Origin of the sequence: Cupriavidus basilensis, from assembly GCF_008801925.2 — a bacterium.
Taxonomy (GTDB): domain Bacteria; phylum Pseudomonadota; class Gammaproteobacteria; order Burkholderiales; family Burkholderiaceae; genus Cupriavidus; species Cupriavidus basilensis.
Genome location: NZ_CP062803.1, coordinates 2255451 through 2269490 on the forward strand (window position 1 = coordinate 2255451; position 14040 = coordinate 2269490).

The following is a 14040-nucleotide window of genomic DNA, read 5'->3' on the forward strand; positions in this document are numbered from 1 at the left end:
CGTTCTTTTAATGGCCCGAGAACTTCGGCGCTCGCTTCTCGCTGAAGGCTTGTGCCGCTTCCCTGACATCCTGCATCGGCGCGAGCAGCGAGAACAGTTCCAGTTCCAGGTCCAGGCCGCTCTTCAGGTCCACGCGGCTCGCCGCGCGCGCGGCTTGCTTGGCGAATGCGGTGGCCATGGGCGGCCGGGCGGCGATGCGCGTTGCCAGGGCGCGTACTTCCGCCAAGAGTTGATCGTTTGCGCTGGCGATGCGCGTCAGCAGGCCGATGTCCCGTGCCTGCGCGGCGCTCATGCGCTCGCCCGTCAGCAGCAGGTCCATCGCCGTGCCGTGCCCGACCAGGCGCGGCAGGCGTTGCGTGCCTCCACCGCCGGGAATCAGGCCAAGCCCGGTCTCCGGCAGCGCGAAGGTGGCATCCGGTGAGGCAAAACGGATATCGCACGCCAGCGCCAGCTCCATGCCGCCGCCCATGCAATAGCCATGAATGGCGGCGATCACCGGCTTCTCGGTGCTGTCCAGCGCTTCGATCCAGCGCGCCCGTTCCATCCGCCGCCGCACCTGGAGCGAGGTCTCGTCGCCGCGCCGCTCCTTGATATCGGCGCCCGCGCAGAAGCCCCGATCGCCCTCGCCGCGGATCACGATCACGCCAATGGCGGGGTCGGCATCCAGCTTGGCCAGGGCCTGCGGCACGCCACGCCGGATCTCGTCGTTGATGGCATTGATCTGCCCCGGCCGGTTCAGCACGATCCAGCCGATCCTGCCTTCATGTTCCAGCCGCACCGCGGGCTCCATGGCGGCCCCTGGCAGTGCGGCACCCGATGCCGCCTTGGCCTCGCTTTCGCTGATGGCTTTCATGATGCTCACAGCTCGTGGAACTCAAACAACTGGCCACGCACGTCCACCGGGTCGACCCGGATCAGCGGCTTGCCGCCCACGGCTTCACACTCCTCGATCCAGGTGAAGCGGGTGCCGCGCGCGCGCAGGTCTTCCGCCTTGGCTGCCAGGCCGTTCACCGCAATGCGGATGTAGTACGGGCCGGGGCCCCAGGAATTCAGGTAAAGGCCGGCATCGCTGTTCCAGCGCGTGGCCTCGATCACATCCAGCGTGGCGCTGTTGGCCAGCGCGCATTTCATGGTCGCCTTGCGGTAGCCCTCCTTGGTCAGTTCCTGCAGCGGGCCGCTGGGTTCCCAGTCGAGATTGGCGGAGACACGGCGCAGGGTTTCGTCCAGGTCCCGCACCAGGTAGCCGCGCGCGGACACGCGAATCATCTGGCCCGGTTCCGGGTTGACCACTTGCGGCGCGGGTACCGAGAACGTCTCGGGCGGCAGTTGCAGCGGCTCGTTTGCCATCACCTCGATGCACAGGCCGCCGTCCACGGACGGCTCATAGTGCGGGTCCTCCGGCGTCACCCCAAGCCAGAGCCGGTCGAACGGCATGTCCGGCGTGCGCTGCGCCAGCCGGAAGCGCAGCCTGCGGCGCATCAGCTTGTCCGCCAGCACGGCCAAGCGCTCGCTGGGCAGGGTCAGCACGATGGAGTGCGTCAGCATCGGGCGGTGCTCGCCCTGGTACGCCTTCAGGCTATCCAGGAACTCGTGGAACATCGGGTCGCCCTGGTTCGGCCTGTCGAGATGCCATTGCGGCTCGATTCGGGTGGGCGAGATGGCCAGCGACTTGTGCACGCGCAGGAAGTGCGCGATGTAGGGATGGTCATCGAACGCCTGGCGCCAGCGTGGGTGGCTGTGGATACCAAGCTTGGACACCAGCAACTCTGTCATGCCATCGGGGTCCGGCATCATCATGTCGGCGCTCATCAGCAAATCGAACATTGTTCTCTCCAGTCGTTTTCAGGAATAGTCAGTTGGCCACGTGACGCGGCGGCTGCGGCCGCAGTTGCGGCGCGGGAGCCGGCACGGGCTGCTTCGGATTGAGCAGGAAATGCGATAACGCAGGAATCAGGATCAGCGCGCCAAGCATGTTCCACAGGAACATGAACGTCAGCAGGATGCCCATGTCAGCCTGGAACTTGATGGGCGACCAGACCCAGGTGATCACCCCGGCTGCCATCGTCAGCCCAATCAGCGCGACCACGCGGCCGGTGAAATCGAGCGAGCGCCGGTAGGCCTGCGCCAGGGTGGCCCCGCGCCGCTGCATGGCGATCTGGACGCTGAGGAGGTACAGCGCATAGTCCACGCCCACACCCACCCCGACCGCGATCACCGGCAGCGTGGCCACTTTCAGGCCGATGCCCAGCCACACCATCAGCGCCTTGCACAGGATGGTGGTGATGATCAGCGGGATCATGGCCACCAACGTGGCGCGGATGCTGCGAAAGGTCAGCAGGCAAAGCAATGCGGTGGCGCCATACACCGCGAGGTACATGGTGACGATGCCGTGCTCGACTTCGATATTGGTGGCCGCCTCGATGCCCGCGCTGCCGGCGGCAAGCAGGAAGCGCGTGGGCTTCTTGGCATCCTCCGGGGTATTGTTCTGCAGCGCGAAGTCATTGGCCGTGCGCAGCACGCGGGCCAGGGTGTCGGCCTTGTGGTCGCCCAGATAGGCAATCAGCGGCGTGACCGAGCAATCCCGGTTGGTGATGTCGGGCGTGGCGATCATTGCCGCGGAGACCGCCGCATTGGTGATCTGCTGATCGCGGCTGAGCGTCATCCACTTGCCATTGCCTTCGGCCAGGCCAGCGGTGATGAAGCGCGTGGTCTCCGCAAGCGAACTGGTCCCTTGCACGCCCGGGGTCTGGCGCAGCCGCTGCGCCAGGCGGTCCATCAATTGCAGGGATTCGTAGTAGCGGCAGCCATCCTCGGCTGTCTTCATGATCACGACAAACTGGTCGCTCGATAACCCGTAGTGCTGGGTGATATAGGCGTTGTCGCGGTTGTAGCGCGACTCGGTGCGCAACTCCGGCGCGCCGGGATCCAGGTCGCCGATGCGCAGGTCGCGCATCACGAAAGCACTGACTACTGTCAGCACCGCCGTCACGCTGATAACCGCAAGCGCCGCCCGGCGCTCGGTCAGCCGGTCGAGCCCCTTCCACACCCTGGCCAGCAGGCCCTTGCCTTGTGCCGCTTCGCCTTCATCCACCAGCGCGCGCCTCGCGGCGGCCGGGCTCACGCCGATATACGACAGCGCCACCGGAATCAGCACCAGCTTGGTAAAGATCAGCACCGTGACGCCGATGCTGGTGGTGATGGCAAGATCGCGGATCACCGGGATATCGATGATGATCAGTACCGCGAAGCCAACGATATTGGTCAGCAACGCCGTCAGCCCAGCCATGAACAGGCGGCGGAAGGTGTAGCGCGCCGCCACGTACTTGTGCGTACCGCGGCCCACATCCTGCAATATCCCGTTCATTTTCTGCGCGCCGTGCGAAAGGCCGATGGCGAAGATCAGGAACGGCACCAGGATCGAATACGGATCCAGCTCATAGCCCAGGATCTGCATCAGCCCAAGCAGCCACACCACACCCGCGACGGCAACCGTCACCAGCAGCACGGTGCTGCGCACACAGCGCGTGTACACGAAGACGAAGACCGCCGCTACCAACACCGAGATACCGAAGAACAGCATCACCTGCTTCAGCCCGGCAATCAGGTCACCGACAATCTTGCCAAAGCCAACAATGTGCACGCCCACCCGGTCGCTCTCGAAGCTGCGGATCTTGGTCTCGAGCGATTGCGAAAAATCGCCATAGTTCAGCGGCTCGCCCGTCTTCGGATGATGCTCCAGCAACGGAGTGACGATCATGCTCGACTTCAGGTCGTTGGCCACCAGGCTGCCGACTACGCCTGCGCGGGCGATATTGGATCTCAGCTGATCGACGGCGCGCTTGCTGCCGTCGTAGTCGGATGGCATCACGGCACCGCCGGTGATGCCTTCCTCGGTGACTTGCCGCCAGCGCACGCTCGGCATCCAGATCGACTTCATCCACGAGCGGTCGACGCCCGGGATCAGGTACAACGTGTCGTTGATCTTGCGCAGCGTTTCCAGGTAGGCTGGATCGTAGATGTCGCCACTCTTGTTCTCCACGACAATGCGGATGCTGTTGCCCAGCCCGGGCAGTTCGGCCTTGTTGTCCAGGTAGTTGCGAATATACGGGCTGGAGGACGGGATCATCCGTTCGAAGCTGGCGTTGACCTGGATCTTCCAGGCGAAGAATCCAAGCACCAGCGTCGCCACCAGACAAAACAGCAGCGCCACCGCGCGGTGGTTGAAGATGAAGCGTTCCGCCAGGTTGCCCGACTTCGGATCGAAGTCGCGAAGGTCACGGATGACCGGCATGGCGGGGTTGCCGATGGGTGCGCTCATCGTTGAGATCCTTGGTTAATTCGAGATGCGGCGCTCATGGGGCCGAGGGCAAGATGTCGACTACACGCAAACCGTCGACGAGCGCCAGCACAAGGGCGCCCGACTCCGACGCCGTGGCGCCCATCACCTCACTGGTGTAAGGCATCTGCAGCGGCACCGCCTTGCGACCATCGGCGGAAACCGAAAGCGCCTGTCCGGCCTGCGATACCAAAAGCAACCCCTTGGGATCCGTGGGCACGGCGGCCACCAGGCTGGCGTCGATGCCGGTTTCGACCTTGTGCCAGGCCAGTCCTTCGTCCGTACTCATGTAGGCATTGCCGCGCAGGCCGTAGGCCAGCAGCCGGCCCGGGCTGGCATTCAGGCCGAAGAAGCTACCTCCGTAAGGCGTGCTGACCTTGACGAAGCGCTCGCTCGCGCGGTCGAGCTTCAGCAGCAGCCCCTGCTCGCCGGCGATGTAGCGCTGCGCATCGTGACCGGCCACAGCGTAAAGATGCAGCCGGCTGTCGTTGTCGGTGTGCTCCATCCAGGGCGTCCAGGTCTTGCCACCGTCACCGGTGCGCAAGATCAGCCCGAACGCGCCAACCAGGAAGCCCTCGTTGGCATCGGTGAACGACACATCGAAGAACGGCGTGGGCAGCACGTCCGGCGTGGCCGACTGCGCCGCCCAGCGCTCCACCTCCTGGCGGATCTTGCCGACATCGGGCGCGCCGGCGCCCTCAGCATAGTGCTGGCGCAGCAGCTTGAGCAGCGCGCGCCCATCCAGCACGCGCTGCCAGCTCGCGCCGCCGTCCATGCTGCGCAGCGCGACGGCGTCGTGCCCCACCGCCCAGACGGTACCTGCGCCGCTGAACTTCACCGAAACCAGGTCGGACTGCACCGGACTGCCAACCTGGCGCCAATGTGCGCCGCCGTCGATAGACAGCGCGATGAAGCCGCGCGGACCAACAGCTACCAGCCGCTTGCCCTCCCGGGCCACGCCGCTGGCGGTAGCGCGCTTGTTCAGCTCGGCCGGCTGGACCGGAAGGTCCAGCACGTCCTTCATCGGCGCATATTGCAGGCTCTCGCCCGCGTAGACACCCAGGGCGGCACAGACACTGAGCGCCGCTGCCAGCCGCCAGCGGCGGCGCTGGGCCACAGGGCCGGGCGGTGGTGACCCTTCTGGCGTGGAAGGGGAAGAAAACAGTTGGTGCACGGCACGGCTCCTTGTCAACGCGGCGCGATCAACGCGCGGTCTCGCGCGCTACCACGGCCTCGGGATTGAGCTCGCGCTCGCTCAATCGCGAGGGCTGGACGAAGTAGCCGGATTTCGACGCATCGTTGATATAGGCGTAAATTCCCTTGTTGAAGTCGTAGATTGTGTTCTTCACGCCATACGGCTGGACAGTCTTGCCAAAGAGCTGGATGGTTCCCTGGAACAGCGCACGGTACAGTTCGCCCGACTGGTCGAATGCATCATAAAGCGATGCACCTGACCAGTCCTCGTCGAAGTAATAGATGCGCTTGGAATACACGTGGCGCTGACCCGGCTTCAGCGTCGCTTCGACTACCCACACGCGGTGCAACTCCCATCGCTCGCACGCCGGATTGACGTGCTTGGGCTGCAGCGCATCCTCTGCCGTGCAGCTGTTGTACATCTTGTAGCTGTTGTAGGGGATGTACATCTCTTTCTTGCCGACCAGCTTGAAGTCGAAGCGATCCTGCTTGCCCGTGAAAACGAACAACTCGTCGAACAGCGTCACGCCTCCCATGCTGCCCACCGGCGTGTCATAGGCAAACTCCGGAGATTGCTTCACGCGGCGCTGACCCGGCTGATAGTTCCAGGCCTTGCGCGGCTTATCGACCGGATCGAGGTAGTCGATCAGGCCGGTCATCTCGCCGGCGCGGCGTGCAGGCACCTTGTTATTGGAGTAGGTCCGCCAGATCATGTCCGGGTCGCGATCGGCCTGGTCAACCTGATAGTAGACATAATCCTGGAATGTGTACTGCTCCGAAGCCTGAGTCGGCTTGCCCGAGGAATCGACCACCCATGTCGACCCATGGTTCGACACCATCGCGGTCTCACCCATGTAGCGCAGGATGTGGTCCCACATCACTTCATTGCCCGTCTTGGGGATCGGGAATGGCATGCCGCCGCGGCAGGCCCGTTCGATGCCGAGTCCGTCCTTGACGGTCCGGCACCCGGTGGCGTTGCGCACAGTCGCCTTCAAGATCTTCTCCGGATACGCTGCGCTGCGGTGCGTCGGATAGATGTCGATGTAGTACGTGCCAGGATTCTTCTTGATTAGGTACTTCTGCCCTTCGCTAAGCTTGGCAGCGTACTTGTCGACGTTCTTCGCGTCGATGCGGAACAAGGGCTTCTCGTCTTTGTATGGGTCGGGCCAGAAGCCGCTGTCCGGCTTGTAGTCGGCGGGCGCCTTGGTCAGGCCGCCGGTATAGGCCGGGATCGTGCCTTCGGCATTGCCGGCCTTGACGGCGCCGAACTCGGTCAGTGTCGTGCCAAGTTGCTTGGCTTCGTCAGCCGACACGGCCGCCATGGCACCGCCGCTGACACCGATCAGGGCAGCGCATATTGCATAGTGCAGTTTCATCAGGGTCTCCTGTCTATTGTTGCGAGAGAGCGGCCTTAGAAAGCCGTCTTGAAAGTTAGGACCAGCCAGCCGCGGTCGGTGGCCCCCACGGCGCTGTTGAGCGCGCCGCCGCCCACCGCGGTAGTGCCTGCCGAGTTGTAGCGAGTCGGCACGAACATGTCGGAGTAACGCAGGCCAAACTCGTACTTGGAGTGGTAGGTTGCAGTTACGCCAACGGAATAGGACACCACCTTCTCGAAGCCACCACCGCCGGTGGGCGCCTTGCCCTTGATGCCCCAGTTGACTGTGAGCGGGACGCTCAGGTCCCAGCCGGCAAACACGGCGAAGTACTGCGGCGTGAAATTCAGGGCTAGCTGGTAGAAGTTGTTGGTCGAGCAGGCATTGGGCGTCGCTGTGGTTTCGCAGCCCTTGTAGCCCTCGCCCCGGTAGAGGTTCTCGTTCTTGGTGATCTTGAGCAGATGGCTATAGGCGAACTCCGCCACCAGCACGCCGGTGTCCCACAGCGGCGTCTTGGGCAGGCCGTACATGCCGTTGACCACCCAGTGCAGGGTATCGCCGCGCGCGCCGGTATCGGTCGTCATCGTGGTCGCCGAGTTCAGGTGCGTGTTCTTGCGCATCGACAGGTCGGAGCCGACGATCACGGAGCCAAACTGGCGCGAGAAGCTCAGGCCGTACAACTCCACATCCTGCGCATAGTCGAAACGGAACTGTCCGTTCGGCAGGATCTGCACGCCGGTCTCCGGCGTGTAGTCATTGAAGCGGCGATAGTAGACACCGATCTTCGAATCGATCGGGTCCACGTCGAACTTGGCGCCCACGCCCCAGTTGCCGGTGTTGCCGGGCTTGCCGCCGCCCGCGTTGTTCAGGGACGCGGTGGGGCTCGCGCCAAGGCGGTCGACATAGGGTGCCGTATCCGCGCCCATCAGGTAGGTGCCACCGTAGGGAACGCGCGTCGGCTTCCACTCATAGAAGTACTGGCCAAACAACGAGATCTTGTCGGTGACCTGGGCCTTGAACGAAACCTGGCCCAGAGGCAGGAAGAGTTCCTTGGTTTCGATGCCGGGGCTGTTGACCGCCTTCACGCCGTCGATCGGCGCCTGCGAATACGAAATGGCGTGCGCGCCAATCAGCAAGCCCTCGCCCCATGAGAGCGCGTGCCGACCCACCTTGACGTTGACCGGCACATCGCCAAGGTTGAAGTTGGACCAGGCAAAAGCATCTAGCAACTCGCCCGACGGCCCGTTCATGTAGCGCCCAACCTGCGCGTTGTAGTTGTTGCCGAAATAGCTGGTGGGGAAGCCTGCGGGAGATTTGACCGAGCGGTCGCTGTAGGCGTCGTCATACCAGCCGGAGGCGCTGATACGCGCACCTACCTGGCCTTTGTAGTTGGCGTCGGCTTCGCTCAACAGATCGACGCGATTGGTGACGATGGAATGCTTGCCAAACTTGCTGTCGGACTCGTCATAGGTCGGGCTGGATATCAGCCTGGAATCCTGCCCTTCCATCCGCATGCCCAGGTTGTAGCGCACGGTGTTGTCCCAACGCAGCTTGAAATCCGTGTTGCCAGTGTCGACTTCGAAGGCCGCAGAACTCCCGCTATATGCCAAAGCCAGGGCCACCACCATGGCGCGCGGCGTCAGGGCCCCGCACCGAACATTGTTGCTCCTAATCATCTGCCGTCTCCATCCCATTTTCTTTTTGTGAGGTCGCTTCGCACCCGGCCTGCACCAAGGTGTCTGTCGCGCGCGGCCGGATCGTGCCGAGTCCTCTTTTTTTCGCCTCCAGCCCCACTCCCCCTGCTACTTCCGTGGCTAGTGCGAAGCTCGTATCGAGGTGGCCCGGATCCTGTCAGTGACGCGCCGGAAGACCTCCGCGCCGCTCTCGATGCCCCTCCACACAAATTCTAATGTGCGATACGAATTTTGACTTTAGAATTTTTTACGGGATACCCCGAGTTTCTACCTAGGTCTTGCAAGGGGCTTTTGACCCAATCGCAAGATGTCGCGACACCGATATCAGCACGCCTCCAGCATCCGTTCGTGCGCAGCCAAATCGCCTACGCGAACCTCGTTTATGGCATCGACCGCTGGTCATTCACGATGGCGCGCAAGTGCCTTTCGCACGCGCAAACGACGAGAGCCATCGGCGTGCCAGCGGCTTGGCACGCAACAGTCAAGGCAGCAATACGGGAAATTGGTGGGGCCTGCCGCTCAGGGCGGCTTGCGGCCTACGCAAAGGCCAGGGACAGCGCGGCAGCGAGGGCTGTCTTGCACCAGACCAATGACCGTATCCGATGTGATACGACCGATGGCGGATCGTGGCGAGCACAGCCCCAGCAAGGCCTTGAACCCTGGCTGCGCGTGGCCATGTGAGCGGTGGGTACTGCTCGGCACTTGGACTCCTCCTAGCGGCTGCCCCTGCGCTGTTGTGTGGCCGGCGCGCTCGCATAATTGGTCTGGTGACCCAATAATAGAGAGTTTTTGACCCAGATCAAGCCTGCAGCGGCCCGGGAAATCCCTATACTTTGGCTTCTATCAACACATTTTACAGAAAAGTGTTTAATAAAACAGACAATGTCTAGGCTACCTAGTACTTACCGTACTACATTTATTTGGTTTCGTGACCTATGCTAGGCTTCACGAGCTTGCACCACGAAGCACGATCTCGATGGCTTGATGAAACCTGCGAAGAAAAAGAGAACGCGCCACGCGATCACGCACACCAACTCAGGCTTGCCGCGACGGCCTGATAGGCCGCCCGGGATGAGAGGACACTGGGATTTCAATCGATGAAGGAACTCACGATCACGTCGGCCGATATCCTCGGCAACAAGGAAGACAACGCGCCCAGGCGCCGAGGCAACAGGAACACCCGAGTCCCCGAAATCCTGGAGGTCGCGACCAGGGTCTTCGCGGAGCAAGGCAGTGCGGGCTTCACGCAGCGCCGCATTGCCAACGAAGCCGGTATCCGGCTGAGCACGCTTCAGCACTACTTCGGCACACGCGAAGAACTGTTGCGCAGCACGATTGAAGCGCGCTCCAGGCGGTCGTTCGAGCTCTACCGCACGCTGCTCAAGGACAGGAGCCGGTCGCCAGACACCCTGCTCGATGCCATCGTCGACAACGTCTTTACGGCGCTGGACGGCTCGGACGCCAGCGTGGGGGCGTTTGCCCTGCAATGCTGGAGCCTGGCGGAGAAAGAGGAATTTGCAAGGGAGGCTGTGGCGGAAATCAACGCGGAACTGCAGGACATCTTCGCCACCGTGGTGGCAAGGGTGAATCCGTCGCTGTCAACGGCCGAATGCTCCCTTCGTGGTGCGCTGATTCTTTCGCACCTGCTGGGCCTTGTTATCTATGCGCGCCGGGCTGGGCATAACGCACCTGACCCGGAGGACTTGCGCGTGGCCACCAAGGTGGTCTGGAAGGCGCTGAGCAAGGCGTCATAATGGGCGGCGGCGAGTGTGCGGGAGGCCTGACCCACGCCCCCGAAGCCCGGACCAGTTTCGTTCCCCTGCCGCACTTCCACGGTTCGTCGAGCACCTCCCTGCATAAACCTCCGCCAACCTCATTTGGTTTAAAAATCTCAAAAATAGATCACTCAGAGTATTCTTTTTGCCACGATCGTGAACCATCGGCAGGTGATCAGCGGCATGCCCGGATATCAGAACCATAGGAACCACCCTCACAGCGCCGCGCTCAGCACCGGCACCGACACGTTCTCGGGCATCAGCGTCGGCACGTGCGTCCGGCCATCGATCCAGGCATCGACCATGTCGGCCCACTCCTGCAGCATGTGGCGTCGCTGGTCTGCGTACTCGGCCTTGTTGTAGACCGAGCGCGAGGAACGTCCCTCCTCGTGCGCCAGGCACTTCTCGATCCAGTCGCGGTTAAAGCCGACCTCATTCAGCAGCGTCGAGCCGGTACGGCGCAGGTCATGGACGGTGAACGGCTCCAGCGGCAGGCCCGCAGCCTTAGCGCGCTCTGCCACGATCTGCGTGACCCGGTTCAAGGTGGCCTTCGACATGCAGCGATCGGCGTCGTAGCGTGACGGCAGTCCGCTGCGCGTGCATCGCCGCTGCGTCGACCCCATGTTCTCAATCGCCAACGAGATCGCCTACGAGGGGAAGATGATCTTCTTTGCCCCGAAAGATCCAGCGAGATGGCTGCCGCCATCGGATAGCCTTGACACTGGCTCCAGTGCGTGGATACAGGCACCTGGTTCCACGAGTGACAAGCAGGTGGTACCCAACCAGGTCGAACTCGTCCATCAGGCGCTGTTGGCGCTGTACAGGCGCACCGGCACGCTGCCGCCCGTCTACATCATCTCGCCGTTCAAGCGCGTCAAGACGGCATTGGCCGAGCAGCTGGGCCGGCGTGAAGCCTGGACCTCGGCCGCAGGCCATGGCCCGCAAGCTCCCAAGATCACAGAATTACGCGACTGGTGTAAAGAGCGGATCGGTACTGTGCACACCTTTCAGGGCAAGGAAGAAAGCATTGTGTGGCTGGTTCTGGGTTGTGACCAACGTACGGCGGGGGCGGCCCGTTGGGCGTCGGACAAACCCAACCTGCTCAACGTCGCCGTCACGCGCGCTAAGCACCGCTGCTTCTTTATCGGCGATCAGGACCTGTGGAGTGGCTTGCGGCACTTCACCGCAGCACACGCTGGCCGTATGCCTCGGATCACTCCGGAGCAATTCGTCAGGCAGATGACACTGCCCAGTCACGACGACTGAAGGCGGTCAGTGCCGCATCAAAAAACAGAAAAGCCCGCAAAATCGCGGGCTTAGCTGTGTTTTAGTGCCTGCCGATGCCAGCCACTGCCAGACGCGGGCTCACTCCCACTCGATCGTCGCCGGCGGCTTGCCTGACACGTCATACACCACGCGATTCAACCCCCGAACCTCATTGATGATGCGGTTCGAGCAGCGACCCAGCAGCGCGTACGGCAAATGCGCCCAGTGCGCCGTCATGAAGTCGGTGGTCTGCACCGCGCGCAGCGCGACCACGTAGTCATAGGTGCGGCCGTCGCCCATCACGCCAACCGACTTGACCGGCAGGAACACCGCAAAGGCCTGGCTGGTCAGGTCGTACCAGCTCTTGCCCACTTGCGAAGGCTCGCACATGCCGGCAGCGGCATCCTGCTCGGTCGCAACCGTGCCACGCAGCTCTTCGATGAAGATCGCGTCGGCGCGGCGCAGCAGCTCGGCGTAGTCACGCTTGACTTCACCCAGGATACGTACGCCCAGGCCCGGGCCGGGGAACGGGTGGCGGTAGACCATCTCCGGCGGCAGGCCGAGCGCGACGCCGAGTTCGCGGACTTCGTCCTTGAACAGGTCGCGCAGCGGTTCGAGCAGCTTCAGGCCCAGTGTTTCCGGCAGGCCGCCCACATTGTGGTGGCTCTTGATGGTGGTGGCCTTCTTGGTCTTGGTGCCACCGGACTCCACCACGTCGGGGTAGATCGTGCCTTGGGCCAGCCACTTCGCGTTGGTCAGCTTCTTGGCCTCGGCCTGGAACACTTCGACGAACTCGCGGCCGATGATCTTGCGCTTTTGCTCAGGATCGGTCACGCCGGCCAGGTGGCCGAGGAACTGCTCGGACGCATCGATGGCGATGACCTTGGCATGCAGGCGGCCGGCGAACATGTCCATCACCATCTTGCCTTCGTTCAGGCGCAGCAGGCCGTGGTCGACGAACACGCAGGTGAGCTGGTCGCCGATGGCGCGGTGGATCAGGGCTGCGGCTACCGAGGAATCGACGCCGCCGGACAGGCCGAGGATCACTTCTTCGTCGCCGACCTGTTCGCGGATCTTGGCGACGGCTTCGGTGATGTGGTCATGCATGACCCAGTCAGGCTTGGCGCCCGCGATCTTCAGCACGAAGCGCTCCAGGATGTCGCGGCCCTTGGCGGTATGCGTGACTTCCGGGTGGAACTGCACGGCGTAGTAGCCGCGCGCTTCGTCGGCCATGGCGGCGATCGGGCAGCTGGGCGTGGAGGCCATCAGCTTGAAGCCCGGCGGCAGCTCGGCGACCTTGTCGCCGTGGCTCATCCAGACCTTGAGCATGCCGTGGCCCTCGGGCGTGGAGAAATCCTCCAGGTCCTTGAGCAGCGCGGTGTGGCCATGCGCGCGCATCTCAGCATAGCCGAACTCGCGATGGTCGCTCCACTCCACCTTGCCGCCCAGTTGCACGGCCATGGTCTGCATGCCGTAGCAGATGCCCAGCACCGGCACGCCGAGGTCCCACACGGCCTGCGGCGCGCGCAGCTGGTGGTCTTCGTAGGTGCTGGCGTGGCTGCCGGACAGGATGATTGCCTTGGGCGCGAACTCGCGCACGAATTCGTCCGTGACGTCGTTCGGGTGGATTTCGCAGTAGACGTGCGCTTCGCGCACGCGGCGGGCGATCAGCTGCGTAACTTGCGAGCCGAAATCAAGGATGAGGACTTTGTCGTGCATGATGGGCGGATGGCGTTTCGTCCGGTGCGGGCTCGGTCATCACTTCGGTGCCCGGACCATAGCCGGGCGGCGGCGTGACACCCGGCTCGCGCCGGTATTCGGGTGATTGCGGCCGGCGTGCCACGGGGGCGGTGCCGGCATCCTTGTTTTGCGTCTCTTTTTGCAGCTCGCGTTGTTCACGCTGCTCGCGTTCGCGCACGCGTACGCGCTTGGCGGCCGGGATCTGCACCGCGGCGAAGAAGGCCAGGACAGCGGCCAGCACCGGCAGCCAGATCTTGCCGGCGCCTTGCACCGGCAGGTCGAACATAAGCATCCACGCCACGATCAGCACCGCGCTGGCGAGGTTGACCTGCCCGACTGTTCGCGCCACCGCCACCGTGAGCTGCCCGTTGACGGTTGCCTGCCATAGCAGCAAGGCCAGGCCGACCAGGGCCACGCCGAGCAACTGCCCGTACATCGCGGGCTGCGGCTGCGGCAGTTGCAGCGCGCTATAAAGGGTCGTGAAAGGCGACAGCAGCATGACGATGCCGAGCAGCAGATTCAGCAACGCGTCCAGGAACAGCACGGCACGCAGCAATACTTTCATGAGAACTCCTCCGGCCAGGCGCAGTGCCTGGCTTGCGGGCGGCGCCGGTCGGCGCAGCCGGCGCGCGGCTGGCGGGACATCCAGGTCCCGCACAGCC

General features: G+C 63.3%; 10 protein-coding genes and 1 pseudogene. 2 read left to right on the plus strand and 9 right to left on the minus strand.

Annotation, left to right across the window (positions count from 1 at the left end):
- Positions 1–7: 7 nt before the first annotated feature.
- The 6 genes from F7R26_RS10165 to F7R26_RS10190 are packed head-to-tail and all read right to left on the minus strand — an operon-like array spanning position 8 to position 8579.
- Positions 8–853 (minus strand): enoyl-CoA hydratase/isomerase family protein, encoded by an 846-nt coding sequence (locus F7R26_RS10165; RefSeq protein ID WP_241754477.1) that lies wholly within the window; start codon positions 851–853, stop codon positions 8–10.
- Positions 854–858: 5 nt separating this feature from the next.
- Positions 859–1824 (minus strand): VOC family protein, encoded by a 966-nt coding sequence (locus F7R26_RS10170; RefSeq protein WP_150983468.1) that lies wholly within the window; start codon positions 1822–1824, stop codon positions 859–861.
- Between the two features lie 28 nt (positions 1825–1852).
- Entirely contained in the window at positions 1853–4318 is a 2466-nt protein-coding gene (locus tag F7R26_RS10175) for an efflux RND transporter permease subunit (protein ID WP_206702509.1), read from the minus strand.
- Between the two features lie 34 nt (positions 4319–4352).
- Positions 4353–5510: a YCF48-related protein gene (locus F7R26_RS10180; protein WP_150983469.1), complete on the minus strand. Its 1158-nt coding sequence runs from the start codon at positions 5508–5510 to the stop codon at positions 4353–4355.
- 28 nt (positions 5511–5538) lie between these two features.
- A complete protein-coding gene (locus F7R26_RS10185; protein ID WP_150983470.1) occupies positions 5539–6906 on the minus strand; it encodes a DUF1329 domain-containing protein in 1368 nt (455 codons plus the stop codon).
- 35 nt (positions 6907–6941) lie between these two features.
- Positions 6942–8579, minus strand: coding sequence for a DUF1302 domain-containing protein (locus F7R26_RS10190; RefSeq protein WP_150983471.1), 1638 nt, complete (start codon positions 8577–8579; stop codon positions 6942–6944).
- A 1115-nt stretch (positions 8580–9694) separates the two neighbouring features.
- On the opposite strand from F7R26_RS10190, the gene F7R26_RS10195 reads away from it, so the two are divergent.
- Positions 9695–10351 carry a TetR/AcrR family transcriptional regulator gene (locus F7R26_RS10195; protein WP_150983472.1) on the plus strand — a complete coding sequence of 219 codons (657 nt, stop codon included), beginning with the start codon at positions 9695–9697 and terminating at the stop codon, positions 10349–10351.
- 236 nt (positions 10352–10587) lie between these two features.
- Here F7R26_RS10195 and F7R26_RS10200 read toward each other — a convergent pair.
- A pseudogene (locus F7R26_RS10200) lies at positions 10588–10959 on the minus strand (tyrosine-type recombinase/integrase); the annotation flags it as partial.
- Between the two features lie 34 nt (positions 10960–10993).
- Here F7R26_RS10200 and F7R26_RS10205 point away from each other — a divergent pair.
- The gene (locus tag F7R26_RS10205) at positions 10994–11638 is read left to right on the plus strand and encodes an AAA domain-containing protein (protein WP_150983473.1); all 645 of its coding nucleotides are present in this window, start codon (positions 10994–10996) and stop codon (positions 11636–11638) included.
- A gap of 99 nt (positions 11639–11737) precedes the next feature.
- On the opposite strand, the gene guaA is transcribed toward F7R26_RS10205, so the two are convergent.
- Positions 11738–13357: a glutamine-hydrolyzing GMP synthase gene (guaA, locus tag F7R26_RS10210; RefSeq protein ID WP_150983474.1), complete on the minus strand. Its 1620-nt coding sequence runs from the start codon at positions 13355–13357 to the stop codon at positions 11738–11740.
- Positions 13332–13943, minus strand: coding sequence for a hypothetical protein (locus F7R26_RS10215; protein ID WP_150983475.1), 612 nt, complete (start codon positions 13941–13943; stop codon positions 13332–13334). Before F7R26_RS10215 ends, guaA begins: the two co-directional genes overlap by 26 nt.
- Positions 13944–14040 lie beyond the last annotated feature (97 nt).

Bases quoted from the DNA above. Each gene is read 5' to 3' on its own strand.
- F7R26_RS10190 (WP_150983471.1), bottom strand. From the start codon at position 8,579: ATGATTAGGAGCAACAATGTTCGGTGCGGGGCCCTGACGCCGCGCGCC.
- F7R26_RS10195 (WP_150983472.1), top strand. From the start codon at position 9,695: ATGAAGGAACTCACGATCACGTCGGCCGATATCCTCGGCAACAAGGAA.
- F7R26_RS10175 (WP_206702509.1), bottom strand. From the start codon at position 4,318: ATGAGCGCACCCATCGGCAACCCCGCCATGCCGGTCATCCGTGACCTT.
- F7R26_RS10165 (WP_241754477.1), bottom strand. From the start codon at position 853: ATGAAAGCCATCAGCGAAAGCGAGGCCAAGGCGGCATCGGGTGCCGCA.
- F7R26_RS10185 (WP_150983470.1), bottom strand. From the start codon at position 6,906: ATGAAACTGCACTATGCAATATGCGCTGCCCTGATCGGTGTCAGCGGC.
- F7R26_RS10215 (WP_150983475.1), bottom strand. From the start codon at position 13,943: ATGAAAGTATTGCTGCGTGCCGTGCTGTTCCTGGACGCGTTGCTGAAT.
- guaA (WP_150983474.1), bottom strand. From the start codon at position 13,357: ATGCACGACAAAGTCCTCATCCTTGATTTCGGCTCGCAAGTTACGCAG.
- F7R26_RS10170 (WP_150983468.1), bottom strand. From the start codon at position 1,824: ATGTTCGATTTGCTGATGAGCGCCGACATGATGATGCCGGACCCCGAT.
- F7R26_RS10205 (WP_150983473.1), top strand. From the start codon at position 10,994: ATGTTCTCAATCGCCAACGAGATCGCCTACGAGGGGAAGATGATCTTC.